Here is an 18,972-nt window from a genome sequence, read left to right as displayed (position 1 = left end):
GCCCCCCCGCCCGCCCGCCGCCCCCCGGCGCGGGGGGGGGGGGGGGTGGGGGCCCGGCCCGGGCGGGGCGCCGGCCCCCCGCCCCCCCCGGTTCTTGTTCGGGTCAGGCCTTGCGGAGTTGGAAGGCCAGGCCGAGGGACTCGTCGGTGAAGGTGCCGGAGGTCCAGTCGGCGGCGCCGGCGGCGAAGTCGGTCGCGAGGACCTCGTCGGCGACGAGAGGGCCGTGTTCGGCGATGGCCTCGGCGGTCTCCTCGGAGGTGGCGCGCCAGCGGAGGACGATGCGGTCGGCGACGTCCAGGCCGGAGTTCTTCCGGGCCTCCTGGATCTGGCGGATGGCGTCGCGGGCGATGCCGAGCCGCTTGAGCTCCGGGGTGATGGCCAGGTCGAGGGCGACGGTGGCACCGGACTCGTTGGCGACGGCCCAGCCCTCGCGCGGGGTCTCGGTGATGATCACCTCGTCGGGGGAGAGGGTGATCGTCTCGCCGTCGTGCTGGACGCTGGTCTGGCCGGTGGCGCGCAGCTCGGTGGCGAGGTGGGCGGCGTCGGCGGCGGCGACGGCCTTGGCGACGTCCTGGACGCCCTTGCCGAAGCGCTTGCCCAGGGCGCGGAAGTTGGCCTTGGCGGTGGTGTCGACGAGGGAGCCGCCGACCTCGGCGAGGGACTCCAGGGTGGAGACGTTGAGCTCCTCGGCGATCTGCGCGCGCAGGTCGGCGGGCAGTTCCTCCCAGCCCTGGGCGGCGATCAGCGCGCGGGACAGCGGCTGGCGGGTCTTCACACCGGACTCGGCGCGGGTGGCGCGGCCGAGTTCGACCAGGCGGCGGACCAGCGCCATGTGGCGGGAGAGCGCCGGGTCGACCAGGGTCTCGTCCGCTTCGGGCCAGGTGGCCAGGTGGACGGAGGCGGGGGCGGTCTCGTCGATCGGGACCACCAGGTCCTGCCAGACCCGCTCGGTGATGAACGGGGTGAGCGGGGCCATCAGACGGGTGACGGTCTCCAGCGCCTCGTGCAGGGTGGCGAGTGCGGCGGCGTCGCCCTGCCAGAAGCGGCGGCGGCCGCGGCGGACGTACCAGTTGGACAGGTCGTCGACGAACGCGGACAGCAGCTTGCCGGCGCGCTGGGTGTCGTAGGCCTCGAACGCCGCGTCGACCTCGCGGACCAGGGTGTTCAGCTCGGAGAGCACCCAGCGGTCCAGGACCGGACGGTCGGCGGGGGCCGGGTCGCCCGCGGAGGGGGCCCAGTCGGCGGTGCGGGCGTACAGGGCCTGGAAGGCGACGGTGTTCCAGTAGGTGAGGAGGGTCTTGCGGACCACCTCCTGGATCGTGCCGTGGCCGACCCGGCGGGCCGACCAGGGCGAGCCGCCGGCCGCCATGAACCAGCGGACCGCGTCGGCGCCGTGCTGGTCCATCAGCGGGATCGGCTGCAGGATGTTGCCCAGGTGCTTGGACATCTTGCGGCCGTCCTCGGCCAGGATGTGGCCCAGGCAGACGACGTTCTCGTAGCTGTTCTTGTCGAACACCAGGGTGCCGACGGCCATCAGCGTGTAGAACCAGCCGCGGGTCTGGTCGATCGCCTCGGAGATGAACTGCGCCGGGTAGCGCTTCTCGAACAGCTCCTTGTTCTGGTACGGGTAGCCGTACTGGGCGAAGGGCATCGAGCCCGAGTCGTACCAGGCGTCGATGACCTCGGGCACGCGGGTGGCGGTGCCGCCGCAGTCGCGGCAGGCGAAGGTCACCTCGTCGATGAACGGGCGGTGCGGGTCGAGGCCGCTCTGGTCGGTGCCGGTGAGCTCGGACAGCTCGGCCAGCGAGCCGACGCAGGTGAGGTGGCCCTCCTCGCAGCGCCAGATCGGCAGCGGGGTGCCCCAGTACCGGTTGCGGCTGAGCGCCCAGTCGATGTTGTTGTTCAGCCAGTCGCCGAAACGGCCGTGCTTGACCGTCTCCGGGAACCAGTTGGTGGCCTCGTTCTCCCGGATCAGCGCGTCCTTGACGGCGGTGGTCCGGATGTACCAGGACGGCTGCGCGTAGTAGAGCAGCGCGGTGTGGCAGCGCCAGCAGTGCGGGTAGCTGTGCTCGTAGGCGACGTGGCGGAAGAGCAGGCCGCGCTCCTTGAGGTCCGCGACCAGGGCCTCGTCGGCCTTCTTGAAGAACTGGCCGCCGACCAGCGGGACCTCGGGGGCGAAGGTGCCGTCGGCGAGCACCGGGTTGACCACCGGCAGGCCGTACTTGCGGCAGGTCGTGAGGTCGTCCGCACCGAAGGCGGGGGCCTGGTGGACGATGCCGGTGCCGTCCTCGGTGGTGACGTAGTCGGCGTTGAGGACGAAGTGGGCGCCCTCGATGTCGACCAGCTCGAACGGGCGCCGGTAGCCCCAGCGCTCCATCTCGGCACCGGTGAAGGACTCGCCGGTGGTCTCCCAGCCCTCGCCGAGCGCCTTGGCGACCAGCGGCTCGGCGACGACGACCTGCTCGGTGCCGTCGGTGGCCACCACGTAGGTGACGTCCGGGTGCACGGCGACGGCGGTGTTGGAGACCAGGGTCCACGGGGTGGTGGTCCAGGCGAGCAGCGCGGCGCGGCCGGCGAGCGGGCCGCTGGTGAGCGGGAACCTCACGTAGACCGAGGGGTCGACGACCGTCTCGTAGCCCTGGGCCAGCTCGTGGTCGGACAGGCCGGTGCCGCAGCGCGGGCACCAGGGGGCGACCCGGTGGTCCTGGACCAGCAGGCCCTTGTCGAAGATCTGCTGGAGCGACCACCACACGGACTGGACGTAGGACGGGTCCATCGTGCGGTAGGCCTCGTCGAGGTCGACCCAGTACCCCATGCGGGTGGTCAGCTCGGCGAAGGCGTCGGTGTGGCGGGTCACCGAGTCGCGGCACTTGGCGTTGAACTCGGCGATGCCGTAGGCCTCGATGTCCTGCTTGCCGGAGAAGCCGAGCTCCTTCTCGACGGCCAGCTCGACCGGCAGGCCGTGGCAGTCCCAGCCGGCCTTGCGGGCGACGTGGTAGCCCTTCATGGTCCGGTACCGGGGGAAGACGTCCTTGAAGACGCGGGCCTCGATGTGGTGCGCACCGGGCATGCCGTTGGCGGTCGGCGGGCCCTCGTAGAACACCCACTCGGGACGGCCCTCGGACTGCTCCAGACTGCGCTGGAAGACCTTGTTGTCCTGCCAGAAGGACAGGATCTGGTGTTCCAGGGCGGGGAGATCCACCTGTGCGGGGACGGGGTTGTAGGTGCTCATCGCGGGTGTCTACCTCCGGCGGATGCTGGGACTGAATCCTCCGGAGGGACGAGACGGCCTTCGCCGACCCGCGGTACCACCCTCCTTGGCCGCGGTGGTGCGGTGCGGCCCTCTTGTTTGGGGTTGCTGCCGGGTCTAGTGGGCCGCCGTGGTGGTGGCCGTTCTTCCGGCGGCTCCGGGGTGATCTTCCCGCCGCGCACACCCCCGGGCTCGCACCGTCCCCGGGTCGCTGGTGGCTGCGTACGTCGGTACTCGTCCCATCTGCGCCTTGCAGGCCCAGTGTATCGGCTGCCGCAAGTCGGTTTCGTCCGGCGCGGGGTGCGCGGGACGCGCCGAACGGCTGCTCGCGGGTGCTCCCGGGGGTGCGCCGCGGGGTGGTTAGGAGGGGGTGTTCTGGGCACAAGTCTGGTCAGCGCGAGGGGCGTGGCGGTTGGGGCGGCTGCCTGGGTGGGATCATGGTGAGGCGTCGGTATGTCATGTTGTGACCGGTTTTGATCGGGATTATCGTTCCGGCACTGGAAGCCGCCGGGAACCGGCGGCTCGATTCGTTCGTAGATGGGGTCGAAGCCATGGCTGAGAAGGCAACCGGCGCGGGTACCGCCACCAAGCGGGCACGCAAGGCCGTGGCGGCCGATCCAGGGGAGGGGACCGTGACCACTACCGCACGGCAGAACACCAGCACCGACACCGTCACCGTGCTGCGCGGCGCAGAATCCGTGGACCCGGCCACGCTGCCGGTCCGTCCGGGCGAGGAGCCGTGGACCTCGGAGGAGGTCCACGAGCTGCACAACGAACTGATCAGCGAGCTGGAGCGGCTGCAGAACGAGATCGGCGCCGCCGAGGCCGCCATCTCCGGCCTGATGCGCGACTCCAACGACGGAGCCGGCGACGACCAGGTGGACGCCGGCACCAAGAACATCTCGCGGGAGAGCGAGCTCGCCCTCGCCAACAACGCCAGGGACAGCCTCGCCCAGATCGAGCGCGCCCTGGAGCGGCTGGAGGGCGTCGGCTTCGGCGTCTGCGAGTCCTGCGGGCAGGCCATCGGCAAGGCCCGGATGCAGGCCTTCCCGCGGGCCACGCTCTGCGTGCAGTGCAAGGCCAAGCAGGAACGCCGCTGAACCGCCCGACCGGCGCGGCGCGGGGGGTCGGGCTTGCCGTACGCTCGACCCCGTAACGTCGCCTGAACGTCGCCCGACGCCCCCGTGACGGGGAGCGACCGGTGTCGTCACCGGCCCACCACCCTCCCCCACCTCCGGCCGGGGGAGCTCCATCGGCAGCGGAGCGGATCATCAGTACGCAAGGTTCTCCCCAGACCCGGGACGACGCCGTCCCTGCCCCCGCCGAAGCCGTGGAGGTGGCCGTGGCCGAGCCTGCAGAGCCCGCGGAGTCCGCCGAACCGGCCGCCACGGACGGCGCCACGGCGGTGGAGAAGGGCAAGGGGCCGCGGCGGATCGGCGTCCTGCTGGTCGTCGCCGTGCTCGCGTTCCTCATCGACCTCGGCAGCAAGCTGCTGGTCGTCGCCCGGCTGGAGAACCACGCGGCGATCAAGGTCGTCGGCGACGTCGTGACCTTCCAGGTGATCCGCAACTCCGGGGCCGCGTTCGGCATGGGCCAGGCGCTCACCGTCGTCTTCACCATGATCGCCTCGGCCGTCATCGTCGTGATCTGGCGCATCGCCCGGCGGCTGTACAGCCTGCCGTGGGCGATCGCGCTCGGGCTGCTGCTGGGCGGGGCCCTCGGCAACCTCACCGACCGGCTGTTCCGCGCGCCCGGCGTCTTCCGCGGGCACGTCGTGGACTTCATCTCCGTGCAGCACTTCGCGGTCTTCAACCTCGCGGACTCGGCGATCGTGTGCGGCGGGATCCTGGTCGTCCTGCTGTCGTTCCGCGGGAGCAACCCGGACGGGACCGTGCACCAGCAGGCGGAGAAGCCGGCGAAGTAGCGGCGCAACCGGGCGGCCGGGAGGGACGGGCGGAAGGTGGCGGCCGCCTTTCCGGCATACTCGTACGGGTGAGTACCGCAGCGCAGATCCGCAGCCTCCCCGTACCCGACGGCCTGGAGGGCGAGCGACTCGACGCCGCCCTCGCCCGGATGTTCGGCTTCTCCCGGACCAAGGCCGCCGAGTTGGCCGCCGACGGCAAGGTGACGCTCGACGGCGCCCAGGCCGGCAAGTCGGACCGGGTGACCGCCGGCTCCTGGCTGGAGGTCGAGATCCCCGCCCCCGCCGCCCCGGTGCAGGTCGTCGCCGAGCCGGTCGACGGCATGCGGATCGTCCACGAGGACGACGACATCGTGCTCGTCGACAAGCCCGTCGGCGTCGCCGCCCACCCCAGCCCCGGCTGGACCGGCACCACCGTCATCGGCGGCCTCGCCGCGGCCGGCTTCCGGATCTCCACCTCCGGCGCCGCCGAGCGCCAGGGCATCGTCCACCGGCTCGACGTCGGCACCTCGGGCCTGATGGTCGTGGCGAAGTCGGAGCGCGCGTACACCGACCTCAAGCGCCAGTTCCACGACCGCATCACCGAGAAGCGCTACCACACGCTCGTCCAGGGCCACCCGGACCCGATGAGCGGCACGGTCGACGCGCCGATCGGGCGCCACCCCAGCTCGGACTGGAAGTGGGCGGTGACGCGCGAGGGCAAGCCGTCCGTCACGCACTACGACCTCATCGAGGCGTACCGGGCCGCGTCGCTGCTCGACATCAAGCTGGAGACCGGCCGCACCCACCAGATCCGCGTGCACATGTCCGCGCTGCGCCACCCGTGCGTCGGCGACCTCACCTACGGCGCCGACCCGACGCTCGCCAAGCGGCTCGGGCTGACCCGGCAGTGGCTGCACGCCGTCTCGCTCGGGTTCGAGCACCCGGCGGACGGGCAGTGGGTCGAGTTCTCCAGCGAGTACCCGGCGGACCTGCGCAAGGCGCTCGACATCATCGCGTCGGAGAGCTGAGATGACGGCGGCCGCGGGGATCCGCGTCGCGGAGGGCGACGCGGACCTGGAGCTCGTGCGGGCGGTCCGGCGCGAGGTGTTCGTCGTCGAGCAGAACGTGCCGGAGGAGCTGGAGTACGACGAGTACGACGCCACCTCGGTGCACGTGCTCGCGGTCGCGGCGGACGGCACCGCGCTCGGCACCGGTCGGCTGATCCACGGGGACGCCGCGCTGGAGCTCACCGGTGGGCGCGCCGGGCGGGTGCTGCTGGGGCGGCTCGCGGTGGTGCAGGCCGCCCGGGGGACCGGGCTCGGGGCCTCGCTGGTGCGGGCTATCGAGGCCGCGGGGATCGCCCGTGGGGCCGTGGAGCTGGAGCTGCACGCGCAGGTGCAGGCGCTCGGGTTCTACGAGCGGCTGGGGTACGCGGCGGAGGGGCCGGTGTACGACGACGCCGGGATCCCGCACCGGACGATGACGCGAGTGCTGTAGGCCCCGCGATCCCCCCGCGCCCCGGAAGGGGTGCGGGGGCATTCGTCGTTCAGGGGGTCGTGCGGAGGCGCGGGAGGGCTTCGGGGTGTTCGTCGCGTAGGTACGCGATGAGGTGTTCGCGGATGTCGAAGCGGAGTTGGGCGGCGTCGTCGGGGGTGCGGGCGGTCATCGTGGCGCGGACGACGATGGTGCTGGGGGTAGCGTCGGTGACGTTGAGGGCCCACTCGGTGCCGTCCCAGAGGGGGTGGGTCTCCAGGCGGGTGTGCAGGGCCCCGCGCAGGGCGTCGACCGGGGTGGTGTGGTCGAGGTGGAGCAGGACCGCGGCGAGCAGGCCGGGGTCGCGGCGGGTCCAGTTCTCGAACGGCTTGTTGACGAAGTAGGAGACCGGCACGATCAGGCGCCGGTGGTCCCAGAGCCGCACCACCAGGTAGGAGAGCGTGATCTCCTCGACCGTGCCCTGCTGGCCGTCCACCACCACGGTGTCGCCGATCCGGACCGTGTCGCCGAAGGCGATCTGCAGGCCGGCGAAGAAGTTGCCCAGGGCGCTCTGGGCGGCGATGCCCGCGACGATGCCGATGATGCCGGCGGAGGCCAGCAGGCTGGCGCCGATGGTGCGCATCGCGGAGAACGTCAGCAGCATCACGGCGACCGTCACGATGACGATGCCGGCGCTCACCGCGCGGCGCAGCATGCTGATCTGGGTGTGCACGCGCTGCCTGCGGGCGGGGTCCTCGGTGACGGTCTCGTACCGGCCGAGCAGCGCCTCCAGGAGGGCCGCCACGACGCGGACGGTCAGCCAGCCGAGGGAGGCGAGGAGGAAGAGCAGGAGCAGGTGGTGCGCGCCCTCGTCGTTCTTCAGGTGGAAGATCCGCTTGAGCGGGCTCGCCGCGAGCAACAGGGCGGTGATGACGGTGAGTTGGAGGGGGATCCGGCACCTGCGGAGCAGTGGCCAGACCGGGGCCCCGGGGTTGCGGGCGGCGATGCGCTGGAGGGCCTGGTCGACGATCCAGCCGGTCGCCAGGGTGGCGACGATGGTGGCGAGCAGGGTGATCAGCGGCCGGAACACGGGCACCTCGCCGAGGGGACTGGGGTCGGGTGAGCCGTACGATACCCGGGCATAGCGGACTGGAAGCGGGTGAAACGGGCGGGGGCCGGGGCGGTGGCTTTATCGGACGCCTACTCGTGCGGCCGTTACGATCAACGGCCATGGAGTTCGGTGGCGCGTGGCGTCGGTGGCGCGGCCGCGGTGCGGTGACGCGGCGGAGACTGCTGGCCGGTGCGGTGGCCCTGGTGGCCGTCGCGGGGATCGGCACGGCGGCGGTGGCGTCCGGCGGGGAGCAGCCGGTCCACCAGGAGGATCGTTTTCTCAGCATGCCGGAGACGCCCGGCAGCGCCCAGCAGGTGCAGCTGGACACCTCGTTCTTCACGACGGGCTCCACCCCGCGCCCGGCGGTCCTGCTCGCCCACGGCTTCGGCGGCTCCAAGGAGGGCGAGCACGACCGGGCCGAGCAGCTGGCCCGGCAGGGGTACGCGGTGCTGACCTGGTCGGCGCGCGGCTTCGGGCACTCGGGCGGGAAGATCGGGCTCAACGCGCCCGACCGCGAGGTCGAGGACGTCAAGCACCTGGTGGACTGGCTGGCCCAGCGGCCCGAGGTGCAGCTGGACGGGCCCGGCGACCCGCGGGTGGGCATCACCGGCGCCTCCTACGGCGGCGCCGTCTCGCTGCTGGCGTCCGCGTACGACCACCGGATCGACGCCGTGGCCACCCAGATCACGTGGTGGAACCTGGCCGACGCGCTGTTCCCGCAGGGCGTGCAGGGGTCGGGCGCGGCGGACGGGGTGTTCAAGAAGCTGTGGGCCGGGATCTTCTTCACGACCGGCGCCGCGGGCGACCTCGGGCCGTCCGGGGGCTCGCCGCGCGAGGGCGGCCGGCCGGCGGGCGGCGACGGCGGGCCGGTCGGGTGCGGGCGCTTCCTGGAGTCGCTCTGCCAGATGTACGACCGGGTCGCCACGAGCGGGCACGCGGACGCGGACGCCGTCGCGCTGCTGGACAAGTCGAGCCCGTCCTCGGTGGCCGGGCAGCTCAAGGTGCCGACGCTGGTCGTGCAGGGGCAGCAGGACTCGCTGTTCCCGCTGGACCAGGGGGACCGGATCGCGCAGGCGGTGGCGGCCAACGGCGCGCCCGTCTCGGTGGACTGGTTCGCCGGCGGGCACGACGGGGGCACCGACACGAGCGCCCGGGTGGACGATCGGGTGACGGCCTGGTTCGACCACTACCTGCGGGGGCGGGGGAACGACACGGGCCCGGCGTTCCGGGTGACCCGGACCGGCGGGGTCGACTCGACCGGGTTCCAGGCCGTGCTGCGCGGCGCCACGGCGGACGCGTACCCCGGGCTCGGCGGTACCGGCTCGCGGTCGGTGGACCTGACCGGCGGGGAGAAGACGCTCGCCAACCCGCCGGGCGGCGCTCCGCCGGGGATCTCGACGCTGCCGGGGATCGGGGCGCTCAGCCAGGCGGCCTCGCTGGGGGCCGGGCTGGCGCTGGACTTCCCCGGGCAGAACGCGGCCTTCGAGTCGGCGCCGCTGGACGGGCCGCTGCACCTGACCGGACAGCCGACCGTGCCCGTCCGGGTGCAGGCGGACCGGCCGGACGCGGTGCTGTTCGCGAAGCTGTACGACGTCGGGCCGGACGGCAAGGCCCAGCTGCCGCAGCAGCTCGCCGCGCCGCTGCGGGTCACCGGCGCGGACGCCGGGCGGACCGTCACGGTGGCGCTGCCCGCCGTCGACCACACGTTCCCGGCGGGGCACCGGCTGCGGCTCGTGCTGGCGAGCACCGACCTCGCGTACGCCTCGCCCGCCGAGCCGGCCACCTACCGGGTGGCGGTCGCGGGGGCGCTGGCCGTGCCGACCGTCGAGCGGCTCGTCACCGAGTCGACGCCGCTGCCCGCGCGGACCTGGATGCTCCCGGTGGCCGCCGTCGTGGTGGCGCTCGGGCTGGTGCTGGCGCCCCGGCTGCGGCGGCGCGCGCGGGGGGCCGGCGGGCCCGCGTACGACCCGGCGCTCGGCGGGGTGCCGCTGCAGATCACCGGGCTCGGCAAGCGCTACAAGGGCTCGGCGGACCGGTACGCCGTACGGGACCTGGGCTTCCGGGTCGAGCAGGGGCAGGTGCTCGGGCTGCTCGGGCCGAACGGCGCGGGCAAGACCACGACGCTGCGGATGCTGATGGGCCTGATCCGGCCGGACGCGGGCGAGATCCGCGTCTTCGGCCACCTCGTGCGGCCCGGCGCGCCGGTGCTCTCGCGGGTCGGCGCGTTCGTCGAGGGCGCGGGATTCCTGCCGCACCTCACCGGGCGGGCCAACCTGCGGCTGTACTGGCAGGCCACCGGGCGTCCGGAGGAGGACGCGCACCTCGCCGAGGCGCTGGAGATCGCCGGGCTCGGCGAGGCGCTCGACCGCGCGGTGCGCACGTACTCGCAGGGCATGCGGCAGCGGCTCGCGATCGCCCAGGCCATGCTCGGGATGCCGGACCTGCTGATCCTCGACGAGCCGACCAACGGGCTCGACCCGCCGCAGATCCGCGAGATGCGCGAGGTCATGATCCGGTACGCGGCCGGCGGGCGGACCGTCATCGTCTCCAGCCACCTGCTCTCCGAGGTCGAGCAGAGCTGCACGGACCTCGTGGTCATGGACCGCGGGCGGCTCGTGACGGCCGGCGCCGTCGGCGACATCGTCGGGGCCGGGGAACTGCTGATGATCGGGGTGGCGCCGTCGTTCGCGCCGGAGACGGTCGTCGAGAAGGTGGGCGAGCTGGCCGGGGTCGGCTCGGCCGAGGCCGTGGAGGGCGGACTACTGGTGCGACTGGACGGGATGGCGGCGAGCGAGCTGGTCGCCGAGCTGGTGCGCCTCGGCGTGCCGGTGGAGAGCGCCGGGCCGCAGCGGCGGCTGGAGGACGCGTTCCTGTCGTTGATCGGAGGTGCGGCGTGAGCGGCGTCGTTTCGGCGGACCACGCCGAGGGGTACCGGGCGGGGCGGACGCTGCCGCTGCGGGTCGAGATCGTCCGGCAGCTGCGGAGGCGGCGGACGCTGGTGATCGGCGGGGTGCTGGCGGCGCTGCCGTTCATCGTCCTGGCGGCCTTCCAGGTCGGCGGGACCCCCGGGCGCCAGGACCGGACCACGTTCATCGAGCTGGCCACCGCGTCCGGGGCCAACTTCGCGACCACGATGCTGTTCATGGGCACCGGGTTCATGCTCGTGATCCCGGTCGCGTTGTTCTGCGGGGACACCGTCGCCTCGGAGGCCAGCTGGTCCTCGCTGCGCTACCTGCTGGCCGCGCCGGTGCCGCGGGCGCGGCTGCTGGCGCGCAAGTTCGTGGTGGGGATGCTGTTCTCGGCGGTCGCGGTGGTCATGCTGCCGGCGATCGGGCTGGTCGTGGGGACGGCCGCGTACGGGTGGGGGGACCTGAAGCTCCCGGCCGGCGCCAGTCTGCCGGCCGCCGACGCGCTGCCTCGGCTGGCCGTTGCTGTCGCGTTTGTTTTTTTGAGCGAGCTCGTGATCGGGGCGCTGGCCTTCTGGCTCTCGACGGCCACCGACGCGCCGCTCGGCGCGGTCGGCGGCGCGGTGTTCGCCTCGATCATCACCGGGGTGCTGGACGCCGTCACGGCGCTCGGGAGCCTGCGGGAGTGGCTGCCGGCGCACTGGCAGTACGCGTGGGCGGACGCGCTGCAGCCGCAGCTGGAGTGGGGCGGCATGGTGCAGGGCGTGTCGCTGTCGCTGTCGTACGCGGCGGTGCTGCTCGCGCTCGCGTTCCGCGGGTTCGCCCGGAAGGACGTGGTCTCGTAGGGGTCTCGTAGCGGGGCGGGTCCGTCCGGGGCGATGAGGGATCATGGGTGGGTAGCCGACCTCTCCCGAAGGACCCCCGCCGTGGCCCAGATCGTCCTCTTCCACTCCGCCTACGGGCTGCGCCCCGCCGTCCACGCCGCCGCCGAGCGGCTGCGCGGCGCCGGGCACACCGTCCACACGCCGGACCTGTTCGACGGGCGGACCTTCGACGACATCGAGGCCGGGCTGGCGTACCAGGAGGAGCTCGGCGGGAGCGACGAGCTGCTGCGGCGGGCGGTGACCGCGGTCGCCCCGCTCGCGGACGGCGGGCTGGTGTACGCCGGGTTCTCGCTCGGCGGCTCGCTCGCGCAGAACCTGGCGCTGGCCGACGAGAAGGCGCGCGGCCTGCTGCTCCTGCACGGCACGTCGGACCTGCGGGAGGACGCGGCCACCGACATCCCGGTGCAGCTGCACGTCGCCGAGCCGGACCCGTTCGAGACCGAGGACTGGCTGAACGCCTGGTACCTGCAGATGCGCAAGGCCGGGGCGGACGTCGAGGTGCACCGCTACCGCGGCGCCGGGCACCTGTTCACCGACGCGGAACTGGCGGACTACGACGCCGAGGCGGCCGAGCGCGCGTGGGCCGTCGCGCTGGACTTCCTCGTGGAGTGCGACCACTGAGCGGGTACTCGCGGACGCCGTTGGCGCGCAAGCTCGGCATCCGGACGGGGGACGAGCTGCTCCTGGTGGACGCGCCGACGGGTTTCGCGGTGCCGGACCTGCCGGAGGGCGTCACGGCAGCCGCCGGATCGTTCGACGTCTGCGTGTGGTTCCCGGCCGGGCGCGCCGCCTACGAGACCGGGCTGCCCGGCCTGCGGGCGCTGATGCGGCCGGCGGCGGGGCTGTGGGTGGCGTGGCCGAAGAAGTCCTCGGGGGTGGTGAGCGATCTGGACGAGAACGGGGTGCGGGAGGTCGCGCTGCCGACCGGGCTGGTGGACAACAAGGTGTGCGCGATCGACGAGGTGTGGTCCGGGCTGCGGCTGGTGATCCGGCGGGAGCTGAGGGGGCGTGACTGAGCGGAGATACGAGTACGCGCCGGCGGGGACGCTGCCGGGGCTCCTGCAGCGGGGGCGCGGGCTGGGTGCGCTGATGGCGGCGGAGGACCCGGCGGCCGCCGCCGGGCTGGTGTACGGGTGCCTCCGGTGGGAGTGGCGCTGGGACCGGCAGACCGACGAGCGGGCGCTCTACCTGGCGCGGCTGGTACGGGACTTGGCGCTGCCGCTCGGGCCGGTGGCCGAGCTGCCGGCGGGGAACGCCCGCGTGCGGGCGGACGAGGTGCTGGAGCTGCCGGCGCGCGGGCCCGTCCGGCGGGACGGGCACGGTGATCACGGGCGGGACGAGGATTCCCGTCCGCTGCCGGTGCTGCTGGAGGAGCTGGAGCGGTGCTGGGTGGAGCGGACCTGGTGCGGGCCGGCCGCGCTCGCGCGGGGGCTGGCGCGGTTCGGGCCGGAGGCGGGCGGGGCGGCGTCGCTGCTGCGGCGGTTCTGGCTGTGGACGCCGCACTCCTCCGAGCGGCCGGCGTACCTGGAGGCGCTCGCCGCGGTGGCGCCCGCGGGGCTCGACGAGGCGTACGTGGAGAGCCTCTGGGACTGTGAATCCGGTGCCAGGCTGTTGGGGGTCCGACACGCTCCGGAACGGCCCGAGGTGGGGGAGCGCCTGGTCGCTCTGCGCGACGATCCGCTGGAGGAGACGGCCGTGCGGGACGCCGCCGCGGTGCGGCTCGGCGGGGGCGGGGCGGGCTAGAGTAGACGCGTGAACGCGTGAGGGATGGTCCGGACCCCGGGAGGTGGTTCGGGCCACATCTGTTTCCAGGGAACCCCTGTGACCTGCGCGTTCGCCGGCCCACCACAAAGCCCAGAGCCTCTGGAGGCCCCGCCTTGAGCGATCAGCCGTTCGCGCACCTGCACGTCCACACCGAGTACTCGATGCTGGACGGCGCCGCCCGGTTGAAGCAGATGTTCAAGGAGGTCGAGCGGCTGGGGCAGACCCACGTCGCGATGACCGACCACGGGAACATGTACGGCGCCGCCGAGTTCCACAAGCAGGCCACCGCGGCCGGGATCACCCCGGTGATCGGCATCGAGGCGTACGTCGCGCCCGAGTCCCGGTCCAACACCAAGCGCGTCCTGTGGGGACAGCCGCACCAGAAGAAGGACGACGTCTCCGCGTCCGGCGCCTACACCCACAAGACCATCTGGGCCCGCGACAAGGAGGGCCTGCACAACCTCTTCAAGCTGACCTCGCGCTCCTACGCCGAGGGCTGGCTCGTGAAGTGGCCCCGCATGGACAAGGAGCTGATCTCCGAGCTGTCCGGCGGCCTGATGGCCACCACCGGCTGCCCGTCCGGCGAGGTGCAGACCCGGCTGCGGCTCGGGCAGTTCGACGAGGCGGTCAGGTCCGCGGCCGACTACCAGGACATCTTCGGCAAGGAGAACTACTTCCTGGAGCTGATGGACCACGGCCTGGACATCGAGAAGCGGGTCCGCGACGGGCTGCTGGAGATCAGCAGGAAGCTGAACATCCCGCCGGTCGTCACCAACGACTCCCACTACACCACCGAGGCCGACGCCGGTGCGCACGACCTCCTGCTCTGCGTGCAGACCGGCAAGAACCTCTCCGACCCGGACCGCTTCCGCTTCGACGGCACCGGCTACTACATCAAGTCCGCGGCCGAGATGTACGCCCTGGACTCCTCGGACGCCTGGCAGGAGGGCTGCCGCAACAGCCAGCTCCTCGTCGCCTCGCGGGTCGACACCGAGGGCATGTTCACGTTCAAGAACCTCATGCCGCGCTTCCCGATCCCGGACGGCTTCGAGTCCGAGGCGGACTTCTTCAAGTCCAAGGTCTGGGAGGGCATGGACTGGCGCTTCCCGGGCGGGTACGACGAGGAGCACAAGAAGCTCGCCGAGTACGAGATGGACACCATCATCCAGATGGGGTTCCCGGCGTACTTCCTCGTGGTCGCCGACTTCATCATGTGGGCCAAGAGCCAGGGCATCGCGGTGGGCCCCGGCCGCGGTTCGGCGGCCGGTTCGCTGGTCGCCTACGCGATGGGCATCACCGACCTCGACCCCATCCCGCACGGCCTGATCTTCGAGCGCTTCCTCAACCCCGAGCGCATCTCCATGCCCGACGTCGACATCGACTTCGACGAGCGCCGGCGCGGTGACGTCATCCGCTACGTGACCGAGAAGTGGGGATCCGACAAGGTCGCCATGATCGTCACGTACGGCACCATCAAGGCGAAGGCCGCCATCAAGGACTCCTCGCGCGTCCTCGGCTACCCGTACGCGATGGGCGACCGGATCACCAAGGCGATGCCGCCGGACGTCATGGGCAAGGGCATCCCGCTGTCGGGGATCACCGATTCGAGCCACCCGCGCTACGGCGAGGCCGGCGAGATCCGCGGCCTGTACGAGACCGACCCGGACGTGAAGAAGGTCATCGACACCGCGCGCGGCATCGAGGGCCTGATCCGCCAGCCCGGCGTGCACGCGGCCGGCGTCATCATGTCCGCCGAGCCGCTGACCGACCACATCCCGGTCTGGACCCGGCACACCGACGGCGTCACCATCACGCAGTTCGACTACCCCACCTGCGAGGGCCTCGGCCTTCTCAAGATGGACTTCCTCGGCCTGCGCAACCTGACGATCATGGACGACGCCGTCAAGGCGATCGAGAAGAACAAGGGCGAGAAGATCGAGCTGCTCAAGCTGCCGCTCGACGACAAGCCGACCTACGAGCTGCTGGCGCGCGGCGACACGCTCGGCGTCTTCCAGCTCGACGGCGGGCCGATGCGCTCGCTGCTGCGCCTGATGAAGCCCGACAACTTCGAGGACATCTCCGCCGTTCTCGCGCTGTACCGGCCCGGCCCGATGGGCGTCAACTCCCACACGAACTACGCGCTCCGCAAGAACGGGCAGCAGGAGATCACCCCGATCCACCCGGAGCTGGAGAAGCCCCTGGAGGAGGTGCTCCGGCCGACGTACGGCCTGATCGTCTACCAGGAGCAGGTGCAGAAGGCCGCGCAGATCCTCGCCGGGTACTCGCTCGGCCAGGCCGACCTGCTGCGCCGTGCGATGGGCAAGAAGAAGAAGGAGATCCTGGAGGCGGAGTTCGTCCCCTTCCAGAAGGGCTGCCGCGAGCGCGGCTACTCCGACGCGGCCATCCAGGCGGTGTGGGACGTCCTCGTCCCCTTCTCCGGCTACGCGTTCAACAAAGCGCACACCGCCGGGTACGGGCTCGTCTCGTACTGGACGGCCTACCTGAAGGCCAACTACCCGGCCGAGTACATGTCCGGCCTGCTCACCTCGGTGAAGGACGACAAGGACAAGTCCGCCGTCTACCTGAACGAGTGCCGCAAGATGGGCATCCAGGTGCTGCCGCCGGACGTCAACGAGTCGGACTCGGACTTCACGCCGCACGGCAGCGACACCGTCCGGTTCGGGCTGACCGCCATCCGCAACGTCGGCGGGCCGGTGGTCGACTCGATGATCCGCACCAGGAAGGCGAAGGGGAAGTTCGTCTCCTTCCCGGACTTCCTGGACAAGGTGGAGTCGGTGGTCTGCAACAAGCGGACCGTCGAATCACTGATCAAGGCGGGCTCGTTCGACTCGCTCGGGCACACCCGCAAGGGCCTCAGTGCGCAGTTCGAGCCGATGATCGACAACGTCGTCGGGGTCAAGCGCAAGGAGGCCGAGGGGCAGTTCGACCTCTTCGGCGGCGACGCGACCGCGGACGAGCCGAGCTTCGGACTGGACGTCACCTTCTCCGACGAGGAGTGGGACAAGGCCTTCCTGCTCACCCAGGAACGGGAGATGCTCGGCCTGTACGTCTCCTCGCACCCGCTGCACGGCATCGAGCACGTGCTCGCCGACAAGGCGGACTGCGCGGTGGCGGACCTCGCGGAGCGGCCGGACGGGACGATCGTCACCATCGGCGGCATCATCTCGGGCCTCCAGCGGAAGATGACCAAGCAGGGCAACGCGTGGGCGATCGCCACCGTCGAGGACCTGGCCGGCTCGATCGACTGCATGTTCTTCCCGGCGAGCTACCAGCTGGTCTCCTCCCAACTCGTCGAGGACGCCGTGGTGTTCGTGCGCGGCAAGCTGGACAAGCGGGAGGACGTGCCGCGGCTGATGGGGATGGAGCTGGCCGTCCCCGACCTGTCCAACGCGCACGCCGAGGCGCCGATCGTCATCAACATCCCGAGCGTGAAGGTGACGCCGCCGCTGGTGGCCCGGCTCGGTGAGGTGCTGAGCAGCCACCGGGGGACGACGGAGGTGCGGTTGCGCCTGGAGGGCGCTCGGTCGACGACGGTGCTGCGGCTCGACCGGCACCGGGTGAAGTCGGATCCGGCGTTGTTCGGGGACCTGAAGCAGTTGCTCGGGCCGAGCTGTCTGGCGGGCTGAGAGCACTTCGGGGAGCGGGGAGCTGTGGGCCTGCGGGTGACGGGAGTTGCCTGGCTGGTCGCGCAGTTCCCCGCGCCCCTTTCGGGGCGCGGGGATTGAAGGGGGTAGAGGGAGCGTGGGATTGAGGGGGAGTTGAAGGCCGGGATCCTCAGACGGTGCCGCCGAGGCCCGGGGGGACCGAGGTGTGGAGGGCCGAGACGAAGGCGGAGATCGCCGGGTGGGAGCCGGCGCCGGCCCGGAAGGCGGCGCGGGTGCGGCGGTACATGGGCAGGCGGGTGAGGACGACGCCGGGCGGGGGCGCGGCGGTGCCCAGGTGGGGGACGAGGGCGACGCCCTGGCGGGCGGCGACCAGGGCCAGGACGGTCGTGAAGTCGTCGATCTGGTGCCGGACCCGCGGCGCGAAGCCGGCGGCCTCGCAGGCGCGCACGGCCATGCTGTGGCAGAGCGTGCCGCGCGGGGCCAGGATCCAGGGCGCGGAGCGCTGCTCGGCCACCGTGCCCGGGGCGCGCGCGGCCAGGTACATCGGCTCGGTGAACACCGGGCGGGTCACCGCGAGGCCGGGCTCGGCGTCGGCCGGGACGAGGTCGTACTCGTGGACCAGGGCGACGTCGAGCTCGCCCGCGCGCAGCGCCGCGCCGACGCCCGCCGGGTCGACCTCGGTGACCATCGGCTCCAGGCCCGGGTGCCAGCCGGCCAGTTCGGCGAGGACGGCCGGGATGATCGCGCGGGCCGCCGAGGGGTAGGTGCCGATCCGCAGCGGTCCGGCCAGGCCCCGGCGGGCGTGGGCGAGTTCGGCGTCCGCCTGCTCCAGCCGGGCCAGCACCGCCTCGGCGTGCCGGACCAGGCCCAGCGCGGCCGGGGTGAGGGCGACCCGGCGGCCGGTGCGCTCCAGCAGCGGGACGCCGGCCTCCTTCTCCAGGACGGACAGCTGCTGGGACACCGCCGAAGGGCTGAAGGAGAGCGCCTCGGCGACGGCGGCGATGGTGCCGAGGTGGGCCAGTTCGCGCAGCAGGCGCAGGCGTCGGACGTCGAGCATCGGCTCAGCTTACGAGAAGCGTCGGAAATGTGAACTGGACCTGGGTGATCGGCGCGGCGCAGGATCGGTCGCATGGAACTCGCGGGTATCTACGTCCCCCTCATCACTCCCTTCGCCGCCGACGGCTCCGTCGCGCTGGACGCCCTGGAGAAGCTCGCGCACGAGGTGCTCGACGCCGGTGCGGCCGGGCTGGTCGCCCTCGGCACGACCGGTGAGCCCGCCGCGCTGAGCGCCGAGGAACGGCGGGCGGTGATCGACGCGTGCGCCGCCGTGTGTGCCGCGCGCGGCGCGCAGCTGATCGTCGGCGCGCACGGCGGCGACACCCGGGCCACGGCGGAGGCGCTGGCCGAGCTCGGCGCCCGGGTGCCGCGGGCCGCGGCCGCGCTCGTCACCGTCCCGGCGTTCCTGCGGCCGGGCGAGGCGGGGACGGTGGCGCACGTCCGGGCGCTCGCGGAGGCGAGCCCGCTGCCGCTGGTCGTCTACCACATCCCGTACCGGACCGGACAGCAGCTGTCGGCCGCCGCGCTGCGCGAACTCGCCGCGCTGGACGGCGTGGTGGGCGTCAAGTACGCGACCGGCGGGCTGGACCAGGCGGCGGTCGAGCTGCTCGCCGCCGGTCCCGAGGGGTTCGCGGTGCTCTCCGGGGAGGACGCCTTCGTGTCGTCGATGCTGGCCCTCGGTGCGGCCGGCGGCATCCTCGCCGCCGCCCACCTGGCGACCGGCCGCTTCGTCGAGCTGGCCGAGGCCTGGCGGGCCGGGGACGTGGAGCGCGCCCGCGTGCTCGGGCACCGCCTGACCGGGCTGGCGCTAGCCGTCTTCGCCGAGCCGAACCCCACCGTGGTGAAGGGTGTCCTGCACGCGCAGGGCCGGATCCCCACCCCGGACGTGCGGCTGCCGCTGCTGCCGGCCGGGCGGGCGCAGGTGGACGCGGCGCTCGCCCTCGCGAGTGGTCTGGACCACTAGACCGGGTCCCAGCCCTCTCTCACACCGTGGAATAC

General features: G+C 72.5%; 14 protein-coding genes. 11 read left to right on the top strand and 3 right to left on the bottom strand.

Annotation, left to right across the window (positions count from 1 at the left end; all coding sequences use genetic code 11):
• Window positions 1-103: 103 nt before the first annotated feature.
• Window positions 104-3,232, bottom strand: a complete 3,129-nt coding sequence (gene ileS / locus ACFV4G_RS16045; protein WP_380440598.1) for an isoleucine--tRNA ligase — start codon at window positions 3,230-3,232, stop codon at window positions 104-106.
• A gap of 650 nt (window positions 3,233-3,882) precedes the next feature.
• On the opposite strand from ileS, the gene ACFV4G_RS16040 reads away from it, so the two are divergent.
• The 4 genes from ACFV4G_RS16040 (at window position 3,883) to ACFV4G_RS16025 (ending at window position 6,650) form a co-directional block, all read left to right on the top strand.
• Window positions 3,883-4,350 carry a TraR/DksA family transcriptional regulator gene (locus ACFV4G_RS16040; RefSeq protein WP_380440596.1) on the top strand — a complete coding sequence of 156 codons (468 nt, stop codon included), beginning with the start codon at window positions 3,883-3,885 and terminating at the stop codon, window positions 4,348-4,350.
• 167 nt (window positions 4,351-4,517) lie between these two features.
• The gene (gene lspA / locus ACFV4G_RS16035) at window positions 4,518-5,174 is read left to right on the top strand and encodes a signal peptidase II (RefSeq protein WP_380440606.1); all 657 of its coding nucleotides are present in this window, start codon (window positions 4,518-4,520) and stop codon (window positions 5,172-5,174) included.
• 68 nt (window positions 5,175-5,242) lie between these two features.
• Window positions 5,243-6,181 (top strand): RluA family pseudouridine synthase, encoded by a 939-nt coding sequence (locus tag ACFV4G_RS16030; RefSeq protein WP_380440594.1) that lies wholly within the window; start codon window positions 5,243-5,245, stop codon window positions 6,179-6,181.
• Between the two features lies 1 nt (window position 6,182).
• Entirely contained in the window at window positions 6,183-6,650 is a 468-nt protein-coding gene (locus tag ACFV4G_RS16025) for a GNAT family N-acetyltransferase (protein ID WP_380440592.1), read from the top strand.
• A gap of 49 nt (window positions 6,651-6,699) precedes the next feature.
• Here the strand turns inward: ACFV4G_RS16025 and ACFV4G_RS16020 are convergent, their stop codons facing one another.
• A complete protein-coding gene (locus ACFV4G_RS16020) occupies window positions 6,700-7,722 on the bottom strand; it encodes a mechanosensitive ion channel family protein (RefSeq protein WP_380440590.1) in 1,023 nt (340 codons plus the stop codon).
• A gap of 134 nt (window positions 7,723-7,856) precedes the next feature.
• Between ACFV4G_RS16020 and ACFV4G_RS16015 the strand changes: the two genes are divergently transcribed.
• The 6 genes from ACFV4G_RS16015 (at window position 7,857) to dnaE (ending at window position 16,938) form a co-directional block, all read left to right on the top strand.
• Window positions 7,857-10,634 (top strand): alpha/beta fold hydrolase, encoded by a 2,778-nt coding sequence (locus tag ACFV4G_RS16015; protein WP_380440588.1) that lies wholly within the window; start codon window positions 7,857-7,859, stop codon window positions 10,632-10,634.
• Window positions 10,631-11,488, top strand: a complete 858-nt coding sequence (locus tag ACFV4G_RS16010) for an ABC transporter permease (protein WP_380440586.1) — start codon at window positions 10,631-10,633, stop codon at window positions 11,486-11,488. Before ACFV4G_RS16015 ends, ACFV4G_RS16010 begins: the two co-directional genes overlap by 4 nt.
• Window positions 11,489-11,521: 33 nt before the next feature.
• Window positions 11,522-12,148 (top strand): dienelactone hydrolase family protein, encoded by a 627-nt coding sequence (locus tag ACFV4G_RS16005; RefSeq protein WP_380440584.1) that lies wholly within the window; start codon window positions 11,522-11,524, stop codon window positions 12,146-12,148.
• A complete protein-coding gene (locus ACFV4G_RS16000; RefSeq protein WP_380440582.1) occupies window positions 12,136-12,543 on the top strand; it encodes a DUF3052 domain-containing protein in 408 nt (135 codons plus the stop codon). The genes ACFV4G_RS16005 and ACFV4G_RS16000 overlap by 13 nt, the downstream gene beginning before the upstream one ends.
• On the top strand, window positions 12,536-13,270 hold the full coding sequence (locus tag ACFV4G_RS15995) for a hypothetical protein (protein WP_380440580.1): 735 nt from the start codon (window positions 12,536-12,538) through the stop codon (window positions 13,268-13,270). The genes ACFV4G_RS16000 and ACFV4G_RS15995 overlap by 8 nt, the downstream gene beginning before the upstream one ends.
• A gap of 134 nt (window positions 13,271-13,404) precedes the next feature.
• Complete coding sequence (gene dnaE / locus ACFV4G_RS15990; protein WP_380440578.1) at window positions 13,405-16,938, top strand: DNA polymerase III subunit alpha; 3,534 nt, start codon at window positions 13,405-13,407, stop codon at window positions 16,936-16,938.
• Window positions 16,939-17,086: 148 nt separating this feature from the next.
• Here the strand turns inward: dnaE and ACFV4G_RS15985 are convergent, their stop codons facing one another.
• On the bottom strand, window positions 17,087-17,974 hold the full coding sequence (locus ACFV4G_RS15985) for a LysR substrate-binding domain-containing protein (RefSeq protein ID WP_380440576.1): 888 nt from the start codon (window positions 17,972-17,974) through the stop codon (window positions 17,087-17,089).
• Window positions 17,975-18,046: 72 nt separating this feature from the next.
• Between ACFV4G_RS15985 and ACFV4G_RS15980 the strand changes: the two genes are divergently transcribed.
• Window positions 18,047-18,937 carry a dihydrodipicolinate synthase family protein gene (locus tag ACFV4G_RS15980; RefSeq protein ID WP_380440574.1) on the top strand — a complete coding sequence of 297 codons (891 nt, stop codon included), beginning with the start codon at window positions 18,047-18,049 and terminating at the stop codon, window positions 18,935-18,937.
• Window positions 18,938-18,972: the final 35 nt, after the last annotated feature.

The sequence above is a fragment of the Kitasatospora sp. NPDC059747 genome (assembly GCF_042732955.1).
Taxonomy (GTDB): Bacteria; Actinomycetota; Actinomycetes; order Streptomycetales; family Streptomycetaceae; genus Kitasatospora.
This window is presented reverse-complemented; position numbering and strand designations above follow the sequence as displayed.

Coding starts and splice junctions, on each gene's coding strand:
- ACFV4G_RS16005 (WP_380440584.1), top strand. CDS start 11,522: ATGAGGGATCATGGGTGGGTAGCCGACCTCTCCCGAAGGACCCCCGCC.
- ACFV4G_RS15980 (WP_380440574.1), top strand. CDS start 18,047: ATGGAACTCGCGGGTATCTACGTCCCCCTCATCACTCCCTTCGCCGCC.
- ACFV4G_RS16025 (WP_380440592.1), top strand. CDS start 6,183: ATGACGGCGGCCGCGGGGATCCGCGTCGCGGAGGGCGACGCGGACCTG.
- ACFV4G_RS15985 (WP_380440576.1), bottom strand. CDS start 17,974: ATGCTCGACGTCCGACGCCTGCGCCTGCTGCGCGAACTGGCCCACCTC.
- ileS (WP_380440598.1), bottom strand. CDS start 3,232: ATGAGCACCTACAACCCCGTCCCCGCACAGGTGGATCTCCCCGCCCTG.
- ACFV4G_RS16015 (WP_380440588.1), top strand. CDS start 7,857: ATGGAGTTCGGTGGCGCGTGGCGTCGGTGGCGCGGCCGCGGTGCGGTG.